This is a genomic window from Leucobacter sp. UCMA 4100 (assembly GCF_027853335.1).
In the GTDB taxonomy this organism is placed as follows: Bacteria; Actinomycetota; Actinomycetes; order Actinomycetales; family Microbacteriaceae; genus Leucobacter_A.
In genome coordinates this window covers 373,568-393,639 of record NZ_JAFEUS010000002.1, presented here as the reverse complement: position 1 = coordinate 393,639, position 20,072 = coordinate 373,568, and the positions used below count along the sequence as shown (strand labels likewise).

The window sequence follows — 20,072 nt, the reverse complement described above, 5'->3', positions numbered from 1 at the left end:
TCACATCCCGCCGGCTACACAGCGCGAAGGGGCGATGAACAAGCCCGGTCGCGATACCTCAAGCGTAAGGACCTTCAATGTTGAAATCTGGGCCAGGGCTTGCCAAAGGCGCCACTCTCAAACGTAGTCTTGGCCTGTGGGCTATCGTGGGGCTTGGCCTCGGGTACATGACCCCAACGGTTGTTTTCGATACCTTCGGCATGGTGGCCCGCGACACGAACAACGTTGTTCCTCTCGCATACCTGGTCGCCCTGATCGTCATGATCTTCACCGCCGTGAGCTACGGCAAAATGTCGGGTGCGATTCCGAGCGCCGGCTCGGCATACACATACGTGCGCGAATCGATGCACCCGAACGTCGGGTTCATGGTGGGCTGGACGTCGCTGATCGACTACATGCTGTTGCCCATGGTCAACTGCCTCATCATTCGAAGCTACCTCGAGGCCATCTTCCCAACGGTTCCGGGGTGGATCTGGGTGGTTCTGTACTGCCTGTTCGTCACCACGATCATCTACCTGACCATGCAGGGAACCTCGAACGTGAACATGATTCTGCTCGTGTTCTCGATCATCGTCATGGTTGTCTTCGTCTTCATGGTGATCGTGCAGCTGCGCGGTGGCGAGGGAATCGGCACGCTCGCCTCGGCACAACCCTTCTTCCACGATGGCGTCACCATGAGCGCGGTGCTCATGGGCTCGACGGTCGTGTGCTTCTCGTTCATCGGCTTTGACGCCGTGACAATGTATGCCGAAGAGGCAAAGACCCCGAAGATCATGCCGAGAGCTATTCTGCTGACGGTCGTCATCGGCGGCGCGATCTTCCTCATCGCCGGCTACTTCTCGCAGCTGCGCTTTCCCGACTGGAACGTGTTCGCTCCCGGTGGCGACATGCAGTACGTTGAAGACAGCACCCTGCCGCTCATCGGCCAGGAAGTGGGCGGCAACGTGCTGCAGGCCGTGCTCACCGCCGCCGGCTTTGCGGCGACCCTCGCCTCGGGCCTGGCATCGCACGCTTCGGTATCGCGCATGCTGCTCGTCATGGGCCGCAACAACGTGCTGCCGAAGAAGGTTTTTGGGTACATCAACCCCAAGACCCACACCCCGACCTTCAACATCGTGCTCACGGGCCTCATCAGTATGCTGGCCATCGCCTTCACCCTCGAGATGATCGCTGCCTTCATTAACTACGGAGCGCTCATCGCCTTCACCGCGGTAAACCTCTCGGTCATCGCGTGGTTTGCGGTGCGGCAGGGCCGACGAAAGACCCCGAAAGACATCTTCAAGTACATCGTCATGCCCGGTATCGGCATGGTACTCACGGGCGTGCTCTGGGCTCACCTGCACCTTGACGCTCTCATCGGCGGCGTCATCTGGACGGTTCTCGGCTTCATCTACCTCCTGTACATCACCCGCTTCTTCAAGCGCAAGGTTGCTGGATTCGATGAGATTCAGCCGGTGACGGGCTACAACAAGGTTCCGCTCGACACCGAATAAGCGCGACCCTCTCGCGACACCTGGCCCCGGTTTGACTATTCGAACCGGGGCTTTGTCGTTCTCGTGAGCGGGGTGATCCGCTGCAATTCTCAGCGCGTTTACAGCACTTCATGTCGAGCCTTCCAGACAACAGCAAACTACCAGCGCGGTGCCTGAAACGAGGAGTAGTGTGGCAAACGCCGCGCAGGGGCGTGGCCCGAGGCGCCAGGTGCGCAGCTGATTTCGCCCAAGCCGAAAGGACCGACCGATGCCCACACCGCGGCCCCGCGTCGTCACCGTGCTCTGGCACATTCCAGAAAATATCGGTGGCATGACCTCTGCGGCGCTCACTCGCTCATCGTTGCTTGCCGAGCAGGGCTTCGACTGCGAATTCATCGTGTGCGCGCCGTTACGAGACGCAGAGGCCGACCTCGCACGGCTTGCAGCCCACGAAGCGTTTCCTGTGGGCAGCCGCATCGTTCACCTCTGGGATATCGTTGCTGAAACTCCGTGGAAGGGCACGACGCCCGCCTCCTTCGATGAGCCACTGCCTGCCGGCGGAGCCGACGTTGAAGCGTGGAGCGTTGGCGGATCGGTGCGGGTGCGAACGCGCTACGTGCCCGAGAGTTCTACGGTGCTGCAGCGAGATCACGTGAGGGCCGATGGGACCGTTGCCGTGATCGACCGTCACGACACCCGCAGCCCTGGAACGCCAGGCGGCCGCAGGGTAACCCTCTGCGGTGAGGGCGGGAAACCGGTGAAGAGCTGGAAGAGCATTTGGCCGCTCTACGCCGCTGTGCTCGACGATTATCTCGCTGACGAGCCCGCCGTACTCTTTTTTGACAGTAAAGTGACCGCCCAGTTCGGCCAGCGCTACCGCAGGCCGAATGTTGCAACCGTGCACGTCGTGCACAATCTGCACCTGGCTCCCGGCAAGCGGCCGCCGCTCGCCGCGTTGAACCCCAGCCGTGCGCCCATGATGCGTGAACTCTTCCGATTCGACCGGGTGGTGTGCTCGACCGAGCAGCAACGTGATGACATCGCGGCGCTCGTGAGCCCAAGCCCGACGATTACGGTGATTCCGCCAGCGATTGGTGCTGCCGCTGAGGTGCACGCCGAGAGGCGCGCAGGGCACGGGGTCGTCCTTGCATCGCTTGGCGGCCGGAAGCGGCTTGACCACCTCATTCACGCGGTGGCTCGTGCCCGCGAGATCGCTCCCGAAGCCGACATTACGCTCGATATCTTTGGTTCGGGCGATGCTGAGGCTTCACTGCGTGAGTGCATTGAAACCACAGGGCTCGGTGAGGCGGTGCGCTTGCGCGGCCACCTCGCGGGGGGCAAAAGCGGGTTTGCCGAGGCATCGTGGACGGGCCTCACGAGCACGCACGAGGGCTTCGGGATGGCTGTTGCCGAGGCGATGTCTGCTGGCTGCGTGCCCTTCGCCTACGAGGTTCCCTACGGCCCCGCTGACCTGCTTGGCTGCTTGCCAGAGAACCTCATTGCCGACGGAGACGTCGAGGGGGTGGCGCGGCGCATCGCGAGCTTTGCGTCGGCGCCAGAAACTGAGCGTGAGGCGGCCAGAGAAGCGGTGGTGCGTGCGTCAAAGGCATACCGGCCCGCGCAGCTCTCAGAGCGCTGGGCGCACCTCGTGGCGGATCTCGCGAGTGAGCTCCCGCTCGCCGTCCCGAAGAGCGCGTCGAAGCCAGCCCCGATGCCAGCGTCGCTGCGGCTGAAGCGCAGCGATTCGAGCCTCGATATTCGGGCCGAGTACTGGTGGCCGAAGGGGCGTGAACTCCCGAGCGTGTGCCTCGGGGTGACTGCTCAGAAACCCACCCTCGAATGGCGCGCCCCTGCCGAGGTGCGACGCCTCCCGGGCAACCGCATCGCGGCACGGGTCACGCTACCCGCAGAGAGTTTTTCGGGAGGGCTTACGGCGCACGACGCGAGCATTGTTGAGGTGTTTGGCGAGGGCCGTGCGGCTCGTCGCGAGGTTGTGCACCAGGGAATCGATCTCGCTACCTACGGCACGACCGAGACGGGTGTGCGTGGCGTGCGCCGCTGGGTGAGAGCTCTCAAGAGAACCCTCACCGCAGGCAGCGGGCGTCTCTAGCGCCAGCGCGATCCCCAGTTCTGCGATTCGCCAGCTGGCGAGATGCGCTGAGCGACACCGCGAGGGTTATCATCGCGCAGTTCTGCCGGAAGGAAGACCGCAGCTGCATTCTGGTAGGTCACCGGGCGCTGAAAGCGGCTGATCGCGGCAGTGCCCACCGACGTGCTCGTGTCGAGCGTTGTCGCGGGCCAGGGGCCGCCGTGCGTTTGCGCCGGTGAAACAGCGACGCCGGTTGGCCAGCCGTCAAAGAGCACTCGGCCGGCCTGCAGCGTGATGGCCTCGACGAGTTCGGCGAGGGCGGCGTGGTTGGCGGTTGCCCCGGCCATCTCGTCGTCCGAGAGGTGCACCGTTCCGGTGAGGTTACCCTCGAAGAGCTCGCCCATGAGCGGGGCATAGGCGGTGCCGTCTGGAACCTCTACCAGCAGCGACATGGGGCCAAATACCTCGTGCGTGAGGGTTTCAGCGTGTTCGCGCAGCGTATCAAGTGACATCGCGACGATGGTGGGCGTTGCCCAGCCCTGGCCTTCGTCGTCAAAGCGAATGCCGCCCTCGTGCACGGCGCGTACGCCTGGAGTTCCCATGATGAGCTCACGACGCTCGGCGTAGCCCTGCGCGATGCGCGGGTTGAGCAGCCGGTGCTCAGCAACCGGCGTAGCGGCGGTGTTGAGCGCGGTATCGAGACCGTGCGAGTCGGGAACAAAGACGAACCCCGGCTTCGTGCACAGCTGACCGGCCGAGCCGGACACGCTCGTGACGTAGCCCTCGGCGATGGCGTCGCGGCGCTCGTCGAGGGCGGCCTGGGTGACGAATACGGGGTTGACGCTGCCGAGCTCGCCGTAGAACGGAATGGGGGCGGGGCGAGATTGTGCAATGTCGGCGAGGGCCCTGCCGCCAGCGATCGAGCCGGTAAAGGCGCCGCCCTTGATGCGGGGATCGGTGAGCACTGCGATGCCCTCATCGAAGCCGTGCACCACCTGCATGACGTGCTCAGGCATGCCGGCCTCATCGAGCGCCTCGATCATGACCGCTGCGGTCGCATCAGAGAGCTCTGGGTGTCCCGGGTGTGCCTTCACGATGAGTGGGCAGCCGGCCGCGAGAATCGCCGCCGAGTCGCCACCGGGAACTGAGAAGGCGAAGGGAAAGTTTGACGCTGCAAAGTTCACGACGGGGCCGAGCGGAATGTGCGTGCGGCGCAGGTCTGGACGCACCCCGAGAGCGAAGTGCTCATCGAGCGGATCGACGCGAGCGTCAAGGTAGGCGCCGTCGACGACCGCATCGGCAAACATGCGAATCTGTACGGCCGAGCGGGTCACCTCGCCGCTGAGCCTTGCCTCCGAGAGCCCCGTCTCACGCATCGCGATGGGTACGAGCTCGGCGCTTGCTTGCTCGAGCGCATCGGCCACCCTGACAAGCGCCTTTGCCCTGGCTTCGGGCGTAGTGCGAGCGAAGGGAGTCGCGGCCGCTGCAGCGCGAGCGACGATCTCTTCGAGTGCGGTTGGCAGGGGCGACGTGGCCATGTGAAACTCCTTCGAAAACGGGTATCTCTATTCAATCACTTCGGTGGCTTCAACGCTCGCAAACCGCCGCTGGGGAGGCCTTGCGGTACCTGCTCGGCGGGCTTCGATACCATGGGGGTATGGACATCTTGAAGGATATTTTGGTTGTACTGCATATCATCTGTTTTGCAGTGGTCTTCGGAACGACGCTTGCGCAGCTCTCGAACCTGAAAAAGGGCACCGCTCAGATCACGAAGGGCGCCTTCCACGGCGCCCTCGGCCTTCTCGTCACGGGGCTGGCTCTCGTCGGCATGGTCTATGCGACCGGCGGTGAACCGAACAACGCAAAGATCGGTGCGAAGACGCTGGTGTTGCTACTGCTCATCGTGGTCATCATGGTGAATCGCAAGAAGGAGCGAGTCTCGGGTGGCACCCTCGGCATCATCGCTGGCCTCAGCGCTGTGAATGTCGCACTCGCCGTTATCTGGTAGAGCCGTTCTTACTCTCGTTCGGAGCTTTCGGTAAGACCGACAGAACGAAGGCCGCGCCGTCTTGCTGCATCCCGTTGGAGTAGTAAGCGACGTGGCCTTCTTCGTTCAGGCTACGCTGCGACTGGCAGATGAAGTCGTCGGCGACGCAGAAGCTCTTTGCGCGAGAGGCGTAGTCGTCGAGTGATCCCTCAGCGCGAGCAAGGAGGCCGCTGACCTCTGGCGAGTAGTCACCCTCGCCAAAGGGATCGCTACCCACGAAGCGCGGGTCGGCGTAGAGCACGACGGCACTAATGCGTTCGCTTGCCTCTTCGTCGACGACGCCGACGGTCTCACCGATGAGTCGGCCCTCGGGGCCCTGCAGAGCCTCGCCGACGACGAGCGCCCCTTGCGAGTAGCCGAGCAACACCGTGTGCTGATCAGGGCAGAGGTCAGCTTGCTGGTTGAGGGTATCGACGAGCATGCGAATGCCAATGGTCGCGCTCTCTTTAATGTTCCCGTCTGCCGGGTAATCGAGATCGACTCGCTCGACCTCGCCCTTGCGCTCGCTCGTGATCTTCTTCGCAACGGGTGAGAGGAGCTGGCGTGACGATGGCTCTCCGGTGCCCCGCACGGTCAGCACGAGTGATGCAGAACAGTCGATGGGGTCGACAACTGGTTCTGGATCGACCTCGGCATCGAGCTCCTCTGCAGCTTCGGCAGGGGTCGGGTCTTCAGCGACCTCGGCGAGTTGCTCGGCCGAGACCTCTGGCGTCGGCGGGGTACTGCATCCCGCGATCAGCGCGGCCAGAGCCCCTGCGAGGCTCAGTGCGGCAGCTCGGGTGCGCTGACGCTGAGCTCTGTGTAGTTGGGGTTGGATAGCGGTTCGGGGGAGGGCAGTCGATGGTTGCGGCATTAGTCGACGATGCGGGCGAGCTTGCCGATTTCTTTATCAGCCTCGTTGAAGATGGTGAGAATTTCGCCGTCGATGGTTGCCGACTCTCCCTTCGAGAGCCAATCGTCGACCCCCTCACAGAACATCATGGTTGAGGCGAGGCCACCGAACACAATCTTGCCGTTTTCTTCGGTATAGCTGCCCATGAGGTTGTTGCAACCGTCGGTACCGTGCATTGAGCCGTTGTCTTCAAAGACCAACGCTGGCCCCGTGGCATCGTCTGGGGTGCCCCAGCTGCCGACCACCGACTGCTCTGCGCTCCCTGCACACGAGACAAGAGCGAAAGAGGCAAGGCACAGGGCCCCGGCTGCGAGAATGCGTTGTACCTTCATGGTGGTTACGATACTCCCTTATCTTGAACGCGCCTCGGGAACGACTGATAAAAACGTGAGGGCCGGGGCAAAGATGCCCCGGCCCTCACGTGCCTATCGCGTGTTCTTAGATATCAAGCGCCCTGCGAATAAGGTCTTCTTGCTCGACCGCGTGAACCTTGGCGAGACCCGTTGAGGGGGCTGCCGAGGCGGGGCGTGAGATGAGGCGAACGCCTCGTGTGCCCTGGTACTTCACGAACTCGAGCGAGACAAACGGCCATGCGCCCTGGTTTTCCGGCTCGTCCTGAACCCAAACGAACTCTGCCGAGCGCGGGTAAGTCGAGAGAATCGTGCGAATTGCATCGACCGGGGTCGGGTAGTACTGCTCGACGCGAACGAGCGCGACCCGGGGGTCTGGCTGCTTCTCGAGCGCCGCCCGGAGGTCGTAGTACGTCTTGCCCGAGACCATGATGACGCGCTCGACCTGGCTCTTGTCGTTGATTTGCGCGTCGTCGATGACCTCTTGGAACGTGCCCTGCGTGAAGTCTTCAACCGACGAGGTCGCACTGCGCAGGCGCAGCATCGACTTCGGGGTGAAGACGATGAGCGGTTTGCGTGGGCGCTGGTAGGCCTGACGACGTAGCAGGTGGAAGTAGTTTGCCGGCGTCGATGGGCGTGCCACGATCATGTTGTCTTCGGCACACAGCTGCAGGTAGCGCTCGATACGAGCCGACGAGTGGTCAGGGCCCTGACCCTCGTAGCCGTGCGGCAGCAGCATGACGACCGATGAACTCTGGCCCCACTTCTGCTCGGCCGACGAGATGAACTCGTCGATGACCGTCTGGGCGCCGTTGGCGAAGTCACCGAACTGTGCCTCCCACACGACGAGAGCGTCTTCGCGCTGCAACGAGTAACCGTACTCGTACGCAAGCGCTGCGTACTCTGAAAGCAGCGAGTCATAGATCCAGAAGCGAGCCTGCTGCTCGCTGAGGTTCATGAGTGGCAGCCATTCCTGACCGTTCTTACGGTCGTGGAACACCGCGTGACGCTGCGCAAAGGTACCGCGACGGGCATCCTGACCGGCGAAGCGCACCGCGGTGCCCTCGACGAGCAGTGAACCGAGCGCGAGCAACTCGCCGAAGCCCCAGTCGATGTTGCCTGAGCGGCTCATCTCGACGCGCTTGTTGAGCAGCTGCTGCAGCTTCGTGTGCACGGTAAAGCCGGTTGGCTTATTGGCGTGCGCATCGCCGACGAGTTCGACAACGCTGCGGTCGACCGCGGTCGGCACCTGGCTCACCGGAATGGTCGAGGTCACAGGAGCGTTGCCATCGATGACGGGGATCGAGGCGGTCTCGGCCGCGTGCGTCTCCATAAACGCCTGCTCGAGGCGGTTCTGGAAGTCGTCCTGCGCTCCCTGGTATTCCTCTTCGGTGATATCGCCACGGGCAACCAGCGTCGACGAGTAGATCTTTCGCGAGCTACGCTTCGCGTCGATCAGGTCGTACATGAGCGGCTGGGTCATCGAGGGGTCGTCGCCCTCGTTGTGGCCGCGGAGACGGTAGCTGATGAGGTCGATGATGACGTCAACGTGGAACTTCTGGCGGAACTCGTATGCGAGCTTGGCCACGCGCACGACTGACTCGGGGTCATCGCCATTCACGTGGAAGATTGGCGCCTGAATGACCTTGCCAATGTCGGTCGAGTAAGCACCCGAGCGTGAGTCCTGCGGAAGCGTCGTGAAGCCGACCTGGTTATTAATGACCACGTGGATCGTGCCGCCGGTGCGGTAGCCGCGTAGCTGCGACATCTGCAAGGTTTCGTAGACAACACCCTGGCCAGCCATCGCGGCATCACCGTGGAGCAGGATGGGGAGCGTCGTGAACGAGCCGATGGGCTTCAGGTCTTGCTTCGCGCGAACGATGCCCTCGAGCACGCCGTTGACGGTCTCAAGGTGCGAAGGGTTCGCGGCGAGGTAGATCGGTACCTGCTTGCCGGTCGGCGAGGTGAAAGTACCCTCGGTGCCGAGGTGGTACTTGACGTCACCCGAACGCTTGCCGACCGCGAAGTTGCCCTCGAACTCGCCGAAGATCTGGCCGTATGACTTGCCAGCGATGTTGGCGAGCACGTTGAGACGGCCGCGGTGGGCCATACCGATGTCGACGCTGTCGACGCCGTCTTCTGCAGCGTCTGAGAGCATTGCATCGAGGAACGGAATGACCGACTCGCTGCCCTCGAGGCTGAAGCGCTTCTGGCCAACATACTTGGTCTGGAGGAAAGTCTCGAAGGCCTCAGCCTGGTTGAGCTTCTCGAGAATGCGCATCTGCTCGTCGCGGTCTGGCTTGACCCAGGGAACCTCGACCTGCTCACGAATCCAGAGACGCTGCTCAGGGTCCTGAATGTGCATGTACTCGATGCCGATCTTGCGGCAGTACGAATCGCGGAGCACTCCGAGCAGGTCACGCAACTGCATGCGGTCCTTGCCGCCGATGCCGCCCGTGACGAACTCGCGATCGAGGTCCCAGAACGTGAGACCGTGTGACTCGATCTCGAGGTCTGGGTGTGAACGCTGTTCGTACTCGAGTGGGTTGGTGTCGGCCATGAGGTGGCCGCGCACGCGGAACGCGTTGATGAGGTCTTGCACGCGGGCCGACTTATCGATCGCGCCGTGCAGGTCGATGTGAATGTCGGTCGCCCAGGTGATGGGTGCGTATGGAATACGCAGTGCCTCGAAGATCTCCTGGTAGAAGTTGTGACCGCCCGTGAGGCGCTCGTGCACAATCTTCAGGAACTCACCCGAGCCTGCACCCTGAATGACACGGTGGTCGTAGGTGCTCGTGAGCGTGATGGTCTTGCCGATACCGAGGTTCTGCAGAACCTCGGGTGACGAGCCCTGGAACTCAGCGGGGTACTCAAGCGCACCCGCACCGATGATGCAACCCTGGCCTTCCATGAGGCGCGGGACCGAGTGAACGGTGCCGATGCCGCCGGGGTTCGTCAGGCTGATGGTCGTGCCCTGGTAATCATCAACACCGAGCTTGCCCTTGCGGGCACGGGTGACGAGATCTTCGTAAGCGTCGAGGAACTCGTTGAAGTCGAGGGTCTCTGCGCGTTTGATCGAGGGAACGACGAGCGTGCGGGTGCCGTCGGGCTTCGGCAGGTCAATGGCGATACCGAGGGCGACGTGTGCTGGAACAATGAGGGAGGGCTTGCCGTCGACAACACCGTAAGCAACGTTCTGGCTGGGGAACTCTTTCAGTGTCTGTACGATAGCCCAGCCGATGAGGTGGGTGAACGATACCTTGCCGCCGCGAGTGCGGCGCATGTGGTTGTTCATGACGATACGGTTATCGATCATGAGCTTTGCGGGAACCGTGCGAACACTCGTGGCGGTGGGAACCTTGAGGCTCTCGTCCATGTTCTGCGCGACGATCTTTGCCACGCCCTTCAGCGCTGAGGTGGTGGGCTCGTCATTGTCAGGCTCGGCGGGGGCAGCTGCGGGCTTCGAACGCCTCGCTTCTGCGGGAATCGGGGTGACCTTCGGCTGACGCGCCGTGGTTCTTGCCTCGATCGTGCCTGTTTGAGGAGCCGCTGGAGGAGAAGCGGCTGCAGCGGGAGCAGCCGGGGTAGAAGCCTGGGGCGCCGCCTGTGCGGGTGCGGCGGGAGCGGGAGCCTCGGCGGCGGGTGCGGCCCCGCCTCCGCCAGCTGCAACTTTCGCGCCATACTCTTCGAGGGTGGGCCACCAGGATTTATCTACCTGTGACTTATCTTTAACGTATTGCTTGTACAACTCTTCAACGAGCCAAGCGTTAGCGCCGAAATCTTCTGAGATGCCACCGTCTCCGGTGCCTCCCGATTGCACAGCCAAACTGATGTTCCTCTCTGTTGTGCAGACACTGCACGTTAGATGATGTTGGGGTGCCCACCTAGTTGTGGATCGCCACCTACTAGCCTACGTCAGTTTTGCTCACAATGCACCATGGACAATCAGCTGAAGCTCGATCTTCGCACCATGGCACGGTAGCGTGTGAACTATGCAGTTTCTTGACTCCGGAATCCACGGTGATCTCACCTATTCAGACGTCTTTCTTGTGCCAAGCTTGAGTGATGTCACGAGCCGATACGAGGTCGATCTTGGCCCCGGCGACGGCACCGGCATGACGATCCCGCTCATCGCGTCAAACATGAATGCGGTGACTGGCCCGCGTCTCGCGGCCACGATCGCGAGGCGAGGCGGTATTGGCGTCTTGCCACAGGATATGGGGCCTGCAGATTTGCTGGGTGCGATCCGGTGGGTCAAAGCGCAGTCTGCGCTCTGGGACAGCCCGTATCGCGCGAGTGCCGACACGACCGTTGGTGAGGCGCTCACCCGTTTGCCCGCGACCCGTGGGTTTGCGTTCGTCGTGACCGAGGGCGACGAAGATCTCGGGGTGGTTCCCGCTGAGCTGCTCGCAACGGTCGACCGTCACAGCACCCTGGGGCAGCTTTCACAGAGCGGGTGGCTCGCGCTCGAGGCCGAGACGATCACCGACGGTGAGAAAGCCTACGAGGCACTCGCCGCAACGAACCACGCCTTTGCGCTTGTCGTGCGCCGCGGTCACATCATCGGCACGATTTCTGACAAGACTGCCGTGCGCAGCACCGTCTATACCCCGAACGTGAATACGCAGGGAACCCTCGGTCTCGCGGTCGCCGTTGGCATCAACGGCGACGTGACCGGCCGAGCAAAAGCCCTCGTCGAGGCCGGCGTTGACGTGCTCGTGCTCGATACCGCTCATGGGCACCAGCGCGCCATGGTACAGGCAGTCGAGGCTGTCGCTGGACTCGACCTCGGGGTGCCCATTGTTGCCGGCAACGTCGTCACCGCTCAGGCGACCAACGACCTCGTCCAGGCGGGGGCAAACATCGTCAAAGTTGGGGTTGGCCCCGGCGCAATGTGCACGACGCGCATGATGACGGCTGTCGGACGCCCCCAATTCTCGGCGGTTCTCGAGGCTGCCGAAGCGGCCCGAGCTGCGGGTGCTCACGTCTGGGCTGACGGAGGAGTGCAGTTCCCGCGCGACGTCGCGCTCGCGCTCGCCGCGGGAGCCCGTGGCGTGATGATCGGGTCTTGGTTTGCGGGCAACATCGAGTCGCCCGGAGAGATTCAGCGCGAGCCAGACGGCGAACTCTTTAAGACCAACTGGGGCATGGCGTCAACCAAGGCGGTCACCGAACGCTTCGCTCGGCTCAGTGCCTTTGAACGTGCCCGCAAAGCGATGTTCTCTGAGGGCATTAGCGAGAGCCGTGTGAAGCTTGACCCAGAACGTCCCTCTATTGAAGACAGCATTGACGCGATCACGGCCGGAGTGCGCTCGTCAATGACTTACGCGGGGGCGCGAGATATTGAGGCGTTCCACGAGCGAGCCGTCGTAGGAGTGCAGTCGGCCGCCGGTTACGAAGAAGGTCGGGCGCGCGAGCGCATTTCACGATAAACTGCAAATAATTATGAGAAGATCATCGAATTCCGACGACCCTCCGAGTAGCAACTCACTCGAGCCCACGCGGGGGTACCGCGCATGAACGAGTGGATTCTGCTCGCTATCGGCCTTGTGCTTACCCTTGGCACGGGCGTTTTCGTTGCGAGCGAGTTCTCGCTCGTGGCCCTCGAACGCGCTGCTCTTGAACGGCGCAGAAGCGCGGGGGAGCGCGGGCTCGGCTCAGTGCTCAAAGCGCTCTCAACCACCTCGACGCAGCTCTCGAGCGCACAGCTTGGTATTACGCTCACGACCCTGCTCGCGGGCTTCACCCTTGAACCAGCGCTCAGTACTATGCTCAACGCGCCGCTCGGTGCGCTCGGCATCAGCGACGCTGTGCTCCCGGTCATTACGGTGCCGCTCGCGGTGGCAATCGCGACGCTGCTCTCGATGATTTTCGGCGAGCTCGTGCCCAAGAACTTCGCGATCGCGAAGCCGCTTGAAACGGCGAAGATTGTCTCGCCGCTGCAGCTCGGCTTTACCGCGATTTTCAAACCCGCCGTGCTCGGTCTGAACGGCAGCGCCAACTGGTTTTTGCGTAAGGTCGGTATCGAGCCAAAAGAGGAGCTCTCGAGCGCACGTACCGCCCAAGAGCTTTCGTCGCTCGTGCGTCACTCGGCCAATACCGGCCTGCTCGAAGAAGACACCGCCGATCTCATCGGGCGCACGCTGCGCTTCTCAGAGCGAAACGCGATCGACGTTATGACGCCGAGGCTCAAAATGGAGAGTCTGCACAAACTCGACTCTGCCCAGAGCGTCATCGACCTCGCGGGTAAGACCGGTTTCTCACGCTTTCCCGTGATTGACGAAGACCGAGACGACGTCGTCGGCGTCGTGCACCTGAAACAAGCGGTCGGAGTGCCGCGTGAAAAGCGTCAAGAGGTTCCCGTTGCGGCCCTCTCCGATGATGCGCCGCGCGTTCCCGAGACGATGCCACTCGACGTGCTGCTCGGCGAACTGCGCAACCAGGGGTTTCAAATCGCCATCGTGGTCGACGAATATGGCGGCACCTCAGGCATGGTGACGCTCGAAGACCTCGTCGAAGAGCTCATCGGTGAGGTCGCAGACGAACACGACCGCGACTCAGTCGAGATCTCGCAGCGCGGTGACCACATCGAGTTTCCCGCCGACCTCCGGCCCGACGAAGTTCTCGCCCAGACGAGCATCGTGGTCCCTGAACGGCCCGAATACGACACCGTTGCTGGGTATGTCGTCTATGAGCTGGGGCGAATGCCGCAGCAGGGCGACAGCGTGACGGTTCCCGAGGGAACACTGACGGTGCAGAAGATGGATGGAATGCGAGTGGATCGCCTGCTCTTCACGAGAGCAACAGAAACCCAGGGAGGTGCGAGCGATGAGTGAGTGGTCAGGTATTCTCTGGCTCTTCGTACTGCTACTCGCGAATGCCTTTTTCGTGGCCGCTGAGTTCGCGGTTATTTCTGCGAGGCGCTCGCAAATCGAGCCACGCGCAGAAGCGGGTGAGAAGCGCGCCAAGACGGCACTGTACGCGATGGAGCACGCGACCCTCATGCTCGCGACGAGCCAACTCGGCATTACGGTGTGTTCGCTCGTTATCCTGAACGTTTCTGAACCCGCGATCCACCACCTTCTCGAGGGGCCGCTCGAATGGACCGGTATGAGCGCGAACATGGTGTCGATTATCGGCTTCATCATCACTCTCGTGCTCGTCACATACCTGCACGTCGTGGTCGGCGAGATGATCCCGAAGAACGCGGCGTTTAGCGTGCCAGATCGTGCGGTGCTCATTCTTGCACCCCCGCTCGTCGCGGTTTCTCGGGTGTTCGGGCTCTTGATCAAGGGACTGAACGCTATTGCCAATGGCATTCTGCGCCTGTTCGGTGTTGAGCCAAAGAGCGAGACGAACAGTAGCTACACCCTTGAAGAGGTTGCAACGATCGTGAGTCACTCGCAAGAGGAAGGCCTGCTCGAAGACCGCAGCGGCGCCCTGACCGCAGCGTTTGACTTCACGCAGAAGAACGCCGAGCGGGTTGCCGTTTCGCGAGACGCCCTCGTGACCATCTCTCACCTCTCATCGCCTGACGAGGTCGAGCAGACCGTCGCGAAACACGGCTTCTCGCGGTACATCGTGACCGACGAGCACGATTCGCTCGTTGGCTACGTGCACATTAAAGACCTCATTCGCATTGCGCCTGAACGCGCCAGCGATCCGATTCCCGCCAAACGCATCAGGCAGTTGCTCGATGTGCCCGCAGACGCGGTGGTGGGCGACGTTGTCGCGCTCATGCAGCAGGAGGGAACACACCTCGCACGGGTTACCGCTGCTGAGGGTGAAGAGGTAGGCGTACTCTTCCTCGAAGACGTGATTGAGGAGCTCGTGGGAGAGGTGCACGACGCCACGCGTCGTAAGCGCTTCGACTAAGCCGCTCCGCTGAGCTGTTCGGGCCTCTAGCCTTCGGGCTGGGGGCCCGTTTACTGTTGGTCGTTCTCTGAAGCGTTCTCGTCGCTCTGCTTAGCCTCGGGGCTCTCAGCGCCTTTGTCGCCCGACTCTTTCTCAGCGCCCTCACCCTCGTGGGCTGAGGAAGGCTGGTCAAAGGTCGCGAGCGGTTCGAGCACGAGTTCAAGACGAACCGTGCGTGCAGAAAGCTGCCCCTCGGTGACAAACGAATCGGGCAGATCGAAAGAAGCCTCGGCGTGTGAACCGTCTTCAGAGAACTGTGGGGTGAAGAGCACGCGAGTATCGGGGTACGTTGCCGATGGGGTGATGAGCGTGCCAATGGCGCCAAACGACTCCAGCGGTTCGCCACGGCGTTCATAGAGCGCTGGCTCGGTGAGCACGAATCGCAGGTCGTCCTGCGACTCAAGCGAGGCAACGAGCTCGATGCTCGTCACGATGCCGTCACTCGTTACGATCGTTCCTGAGGCCTCTCTCAGCAGTTCTGAGGGGGCCGCAGCATTTTCTGGTGAAGCTTCTGGGTCGTGTTCGGGGGCTTCGACCGAGCCGCGAATCGAGTAGGTGGTGCTCGTCACCGGCGCGAGCAGGCTTGCGTCGGCGTTAAAGCTACGCACCGCGTGGTCGGCAACCTCGGCCACTTCTGTGCACCCGGTGAAAAGAAGGGTGCCAACACTGCACCAGCAGCCCATGAGAAGCGTGCGCCTAAGCGGGGCTCTCTTGCTGTGGTGCGACCTGGAGGTGACGAAGAAGTTCATATCTCTCATAGCGTAAGGCCCGCACCTTGACGCAGACGGAGAAGAGGCTGAACGTTGCCTACTCGTTGGCTGCGTGCCCGATGAGTCGTGAGAGGTGTTCGCCAACGACATCAAACTCAATGAGGAAGGCGTCGTGGCCGTAAGGGGAGTCGATGACGGTGGGCACGTCGCCGTCGATGTTTCCGGGAACGAGCCTTGCGATTTCTTCTTGCCCCTCGAGTGTGAACAGCCTGTCGGTGGTGATGCCGATCACGAGTGTCGGTACGGTTACTTCGCCGAGCGTTCGTTCGACCCCGCCACGGCCTCGGCCAATGTCGTGTGAGTTCATGGCTTCGACGAGCGTGAGGTAGCTCCCAGCGTCGAAGCGTCTGGTGAACTTGTTGCCGTGGAAGTCGAGGTATGACTCAACGGCGAAGCGGCCGCCGTTTCCGAGCGGGCTGCGCGCCGACTGCCACGAACGGCCGAACCGTGCGTTGAGCTCAGTATTACTGCGGTAGTTGAGCAGGGCCATGCGTCGGGCCGTCGCGAGCCCATTGTGCGGGCCGAGGCCGTCGGGTGAGTCGTAGTAGTTGCCGCCGCGGTAGTAAGGATCAGAGCGGATCGCTTCGAGCTGCACGAGGTTGAACCCGATGTGGTCGGCGGTCAAAATTGGAGGAGCCGCGATGACGGCGAGACGTTCGAGTCGCTCGGGATGCGTTACCGCCCACTCGAGGGCGTGCATGCCGCCCATTGAACCGCCGATGACCGTGTGGAACGTTTCGATGCCGAGGTGTTCGCGCAGCTTTTCGGTGGCCGCCACCTGGTCGCGGATCGTGAGGTAGGGAAAATTGCCGCCCCACTCGACACCGTTTGGTGCGAGTGAAGCGGGCCCGGTAGTGCCCTGGCAGCCACCGAGCACGTTGGGGGCGATGATGCAGAACCTGTCGGTGTCGAGCGCCTTGCCCGGACCAACGATCTCGGCCCACCACCCGTCGGTCGCGTGGCCTCGGCCCGCGTCGCCGACGAGGTGGCTGTCACCGGTCAGGGCGTGAAAAACGAGGATGGCATTGCTACCATCGTCGTTCAGTGTGCCGAAGGTTTCGTAGGCCATGCGCACGTGAGGAATGACCTCGCGCGACTCTGTTGTGAGAGGGCCAAGGTTTGCGAACTGGCGGTTACCCGTGGGGTCACCCTCACGCCACCCTCCCGTGATGGGAGGGCGGCCGATGAGGGCCCTGAGCTGAGCATCAGTGATGAAGTCAGTGGGAAAGGAATCTTCGGGTGTTTGCCAATCCATCGAGCGTTATGCTCCCTGCGCGACGACCTCGCGGGCGGCAGCAAAGCCAACCTCAAGGTCTGCCTGAATGTCAGCGAGCGATTCGATGCCTACCGAGAGTCGCACGAGGCCCGGCGTCACGCCAGCCTGCAGCTGCTCTTCGGGGCTGAGCTGAGAGTGCGTGGTTGAAGCAGGGTGAATGACGAGGCTGCGCACGTCGCCAATGTTTGCGACGTGGCTGAACAGCTCAAGGTTGTTAACGAACGCTTTGCCTGCCTCGACGCCGCCCTTGAGCTCGAACGAGAGAACCGCGCCCACGCCCTTAGGCGCGTACTTGTTGGCTGCTGCGTACCACGGGCTCGAGGGGAGGCCCGAGTAGGAAACGCTCGCGACGCTCTCGTGGTTTTCGAGCCACTCGGCAACGTGCTGCGCGTTCTGGTTGTGGCGCTCGACGCGTAGAGAGAGGGTCTCGATGCCCTGCAGTAGCTGCCATGCCGAGTTCGGGGCGATTGCGGCACCGATGTCACGCAGCAACTGCACGCGTGCCTTGAGCGCAAATGCGATGCCATCGCCGAGGGCGCCGGTGTAGCTCACGCCGTTGTACGAGGGGTCTGGCTCGGTGAGGCCGGGGAAGCGGTCGGCGTGCTGCGACCACGGGAACTTGCCGCCATCAACGATGACGCCGGCGAGAACTGTGCCGTGGCCCGAGAGGAACTTCGTTGCAGAGTGCACGACGATGTCGGCACCGTGCTCGAGAGGGCGCACGAGGAAGGGGGTGGCGATCGTGTTGTCGACGATGAAGGGCAGGTCGTGCTCGTGTGCAAGGTTCGCGACCGTCTCAATGTCGAGCACGTTGGTGCGGGGGTTGCCGATGGTCTCGGCAAAGAACGCCTTGGTATTGGGGCGTACCGCTGCGCGCCACTCGGCTTCGCTGTCTTGGTCTTCAATGAAGGTGACGTCGATGCCCAGTTTCTTGAAGGTGTACTTGAAGAGGTTGTGCGTGCCGCCGTAGATAGATGCCGACGAGACGATGTGGTCGCCCGCGCCCGCAATGTTCAGAATTGAGAACGTGATTGCCGACTGGCCGCTTGAAAGGAGCAGTGCCGCGGTGCCGCCCTCGAGCGCAGCGATGCGCTGCTCGGCAGCGTCCTGCGTCGGGTTCATGATGCGGGTGTAGATGTTGCCGAACTCGCCGAGCGCGAAAAGGTTGGCTGCGTGGTCGGTGTCTTTGAAGACATACGCGGTGGTCTGGTACAGGGGCAGTGCTCGTGAACCGGTGACCGGATCGGGCTGTTGGCCCGAGTGCACCTGCTTTGTCTCAAACCCCCAGTTGGCATCGTTGCTCATCGTCTGTTTCTCCTTGAACGTGTGAAGCGTAAAAAATCGTGTTGTGAATGATTCGAGCGTAAGCTGGAACGGTTGTGATGACAAACACCCTTGCAACACAGCGTAACGTGACCCCCTGACAGATACAGCATCGAAGGAGAGCGACGTGAAACGAGTGGTAGTGACCGGAGCATCGTCGGGCATCGGCGAAGCGAGCGTTCGTGAGTTCGTGGCACGAGGCTGGAACGTGGTCGCGGTGGCGCGACGGCGAGAGCGTCTCGAAGCCCTCGCGAGAGAAACTGGCGTGATGACGATTGTGTGCGACGTGACGAACGAGGCGCAGGTCGCAGCAATGGCTCAACAGGTGCGAGAAACTGGCGGTGCAACCGCGCTCGCGAACATCGCCGGAGGGGCGCTTGGCGTTGACCGGGTCGAAGACGCTTCGAACGATGACTGGCGCTGGATGTTCGAGGTGAACGTTCTCGGGCTCCGGTCGGTGACGGCTTCACTATTGCCAACACTTCGTGAGTCGGCTCGCGAACACGGCGCAGGGGCAACCATCATGAACCTGACCTCGACGGCCGGTCTCGCAGCCTACCCGGGCGGTGGCGGCTATAACGCGGCCAAGTATGCCGCCCACGCGGTTACCGAGGTGCTGCGTCTCGAGCTCGCTGGCGAGCCGATTCGGGTGATGGAGCTTGCGCCCGGTCTCGTGCACACCGAAGAGTTCACCCTGAACCGACTTCGAGGCGATGCTGAAGCAGCCGAGAAACCCTACGACAACGTCGAGTCATTGACGGCGGGCGATGTTGCCCAGGTGCTCGTTGACGCTTGTGAACAGCCAGCACACGTGAACCAAGACCTGATTGTGCTGCGGCCGGTTGCCCAGTCCAGTGTCTTTCACACGCATCGTGGCCCGCTCGTGGTTCGTGGGGAAGACCAGGCGTGAGTGCGGTCGCACTGAACCCCGCCCAGCTTGCAGAACAGGGGTTCATTGCGCAGGATTGGGTGGGCGTGCTCGAACCCGAGGCACAGCGTCTCGCGGCGCTTGGCGAGTTCTTGCGCGAAGAACACGCGGCAGGGGTGGTCACGCTTCCCGCGGGCGAGCACATTCTGAGGGCCTTTGAGCAGCCGTTTGAACAGGTGCGGGTATTAATCGTTGGCCAAGACCCGTACCCGACACCGGGTCATGCGATCGGGCTCTCATTTGCCGTACAGCGGGACGTGCGGCCGTTGCCCCGCAGCCTGAAGAACATCTACACCGAGCTCGAGAGCGATCTTGGCATTGCTCCGGCACCACACGGTGACCTGAGCGCCTGGACTGACCAGGGCGTCATGCTCCTCAACAGGGTGCTCACCGTTCGCGCTGGCGAGCCGGCTTCTCACGCCAAGAAAGGCTGGGAGGAGCTCACGTCGCACGTGATTCGGGCGCTCGCCGCACGAGGCGGCCCACTCGTGGCGTTGCTCTGGGGCAACCAGGCCCGCAGTCTGAAGCCCCTCCTGGGTGACACCCCCACGATCGAGAGCGCACACCCGTCTCCGCTCTCGGCGTCGAGGGGCTTCTTTGGCTCACGGCCGTTTAGCAGAACGAACGAGGCGCTCGAGTCGCTTGGGGCTGCCCCCATTGACTGGCGGATCTGAGCAACCAACCTGCCACCACTGAAGAGGCACGCGGATCGGCGCGAGCGTTCGTCAAGACCGTTTCTTACCGCGGGCGAGCCCCCGTTGCCAAGGCGCGCCACATGTTACTAGTCGATAACAATGCCCTGAGATGAGACGAAAGGGCGCGTCGATCTGACAGGCTTCGATAGGATTCGGAAACGAAGCATGTCAGCGCTGATGTGATCATTGGCGTTTCGTAATGGAAAATTCGGAGGCGCAATGGTTCACCCCCCTCAAGCACTTCGTACGGGAACACGACGAATACTCGTAGCAGTCACCCTCTGCCTATTCGTTTTGTTCGGTACTCTTCTCGCAG

At 62.3% G+C, this 20,072-nt stretch carries 15 protein-coding genes; 8 read left to right on the top strand and 7 right to left on the bottom strand.

The window, feature by feature from the left end:
* The first annotated feature begins 77 nt into the window (after positions 1–77).
* Complete coding sequence (locus JSO19_RS02015) at positions 78–1,493, top strand: APC family permease (RefSeq protein WP_270909441.1); 1,416 nt, start codon at positions 78–80, stop codon at positions 1,491–1,493.
* A gap of 247 nt (positions 1,494–1,740) precedes the next feature.
* Positions 1,741–3,582, top strand: coding sequence for a glycosyltransferase (locus tag JSO19_RS02010; protein ID WP_270909439.1), 1,842 nt, complete (start codon positions 1,741–1,743; stop codon positions 3,580–3,582).
* On the opposite strand, the gene JSO19_RS02005 is transcribed toward JSO19_RS02010, so the two are convergent.
* On the bottom strand, positions 3,579–5,099 hold the full coding sequence (locus JSO19_RS02005; RefSeq protein WP_270909438.1) for an aldehyde dehydrogenase (NADP(+)): 1,521 nt from the start codon (positions 5,097–5,099) through the stop codon (positions 3,579–3,581). The two genes, JSO19_RS02010 and JSO19_RS02005, sit on opposite strands and share 4 nt — an antisense overlap.
* 119 nt (positions 5,100–5,218) lie before the next feature.
* Between JSO19_RS02005 and JSO19_RS02000 the strand changes: the two genes are divergently transcribed.
* Positions 5,219–5,569, top strand: coding sequence for a hypothetical protein (locus tag JSO19_RS02000; RefSeq protein WP_270909436.1), 351 nt, complete (start codon positions 5,219–5,221; stop codon positions 5,567–5,569).
* Here JSO19_RS02000 and JSO19_RS01995 read toward each other — a convergent pair.
* The 3 genes from JSO19_RS01995 to JSO19_RS01985 all read right to left on the bottom strand — a co-directional run bounded on the left by JSO19_RS01995 (position 5,559) and on the right by JSO19_RS01985 (position 10,676).
* On the bottom strand, positions 5,559–6,461 hold the full coding sequence (locus tag JSO19_RS01995) for a cutinase family protein (RefSeq protein ID WP_270909435.1): 903 nt from the start codon (positions 6,459–6,461) through the stop codon (positions 5,559–5,561). The two genes, JSO19_RS02000 and JSO19_RS01995, sit on opposite strands and share 11 nt — an antisense overlap.
* Positions 6,461–6,832: an META domain-containing protein gene (locus JSO19_RS01990; protein ID WP_270909433.1), complete on the bottom strand. Its 372-nt coding sequence runs from the start codon at positions 6,830–6,832 to the stop codon at positions 6,461–6,463. Before JSO19_RS01990 ends, JSO19_RS01995 begins: the two co-directional genes overlap by 1 nt.
* A 106-nt stretch (positions 6,833–6,938) precedes the next feature.
* Positions 6,939–10,676 carry a multifunctional oxoglutarate decarboxylase/oxoglutarate dehydrogenase thiamine pyrophosphate-binding subunit/dihydrolipoyllysine-residue succinyltransferase subunit gene (locus JSO19_RS01985; RefSeq protein WP_270909431.1) on the bottom strand — a complete coding sequence of 1,246 codons (3,738 nt, stop codon included), beginning with the start codon at positions 10,674–10,676 and terminating at the stop codon, positions 6,939–6,941.
* Between the two features lie 166 nt (positions 10,677–10,842).
* Between JSO19_RS01985 and JSO19_RS01980 the strand changes: the two genes are divergently transcribed.
* The 3 genes from JSO19_RS01980 (at position 10,843) to JSO19_RS01970 (ending at position 14,725) form a co-directional block, all read left to right on the top strand.
* The gene (locus JSO19_RS01980; RefSeq protein WP_270909430.1) at positions 10,843–12,282 is read left to right on the top strand and encodes a GuaB1 family IMP dehydrogenase-related protein; all 1,440 of its coding nucleotides are present in this window, start codon (positions 10,843–10,845) and stop codon (positions 12,280–12,282) included.
* An 84-nt stretch (positions 12,283–12,366) separates the two neighbouring features.
* Positions 12,367–13,686: a hemolysin family protein gene (locus tag JSO19_RS01975; protein ID WP_270909428.1), complete on the top strand. Its 1,320-nt coding sequence runs from the start codon at positions 12,367–12,369 to the stop codon at positions 13,684–13,686.
* Positions 13,679–14,725 (top strand): hemolysin family protein, encoded by a 1,047-nt coding sequence (locus JSO19_RS01970; protein WP_270909426.1) that lies wholly within the window; start codon positions 13,679–13,681, stop codon positions 14,723–14,725. Before JSO19_RS01975 ends, JSO19_RS01970 begins: the two co-directional genes overlap by 8 nt.
* Before the next feature lie 50 nt (positions 14,726–14,775).
* Here the strand turns inward: JSO19_RS01970 and JSO19_RS01965 are convergent, their stop codons facing one another.
* The 3 genes from JSO19_RS01965 to JSO19_RS01955 form a co-directional block, all read right to left on the bottom strand.
* Positions 14,776–15,396 carry a hypothetical protein gene (locus tag JSO19_RS01965; protein WP_270909425.1) on the bottom strand — a complete coding sequence of 207 codons (621 nt, stop codon included), beginning with the start codon at positions 15,394–15,396 and terminating at the stop codon, positions 14,776–14,778.
* A gap of 175 nt (positions 15,397–15,571) precedes the next feature.
* Positions 15,572–16,789, bottom strand: a complete 1,218-nt coding sequence (gene metX, locus JSO19_RS01960) for a homoserine O-acetyltransferase MetX (RefSeq protein ID WP_270909423.1) — start codon at positions 16,787–16,789, stop codon at positions 15,572–15,574.
* Positions 16,790–16,795: 6 nt separating this feature from the next.
* On the bottom strand, positions 16,796–18,115 hold the full coding sequence (locus JSO19_RS01955) for a bifunctional o-acetylhomoserine/o-acetylserine sulfhydrylase (protein ID WP_270909421.1): 1,320 nt from the start codon (positions 18,113–18,115) through the stop codon (positions 16,796–16,798).
* A gap of 154 nt (positions 18,116–18,269) precedes the next feature.
* On the opposite strand from JSO19_RS01955, the gene JSO19_RS01950 reads away from it, so the two are divergent.
* Complete coding sequence (locus JSO19_RS01950) at positions 18,270–19,043, top strand: SDR family oxidoreductase (RefSeq protein WP_270912083.1); 774 nt, start codon at positions 18,270–18,272, stop codon at positions 19,041–19,043.
* Positions 19,040–19,735 (top strand): uracil-DNA glycosylase, encoded by a 696-nt coding sequence (locus JSO19_RS01945; protein ID WP_442915670.1) that lies wholly within the window; start codon positions 19,040–19,042, stop codon positions 19,733–19,735. The genes JSO19_RS01950 and JSO19_RS01945 overlap by 4 nt, the downstream gene beginning before the upstream one ends.
* Positions 19,736–20,072 lie beyond the last annotated feature (337 nt).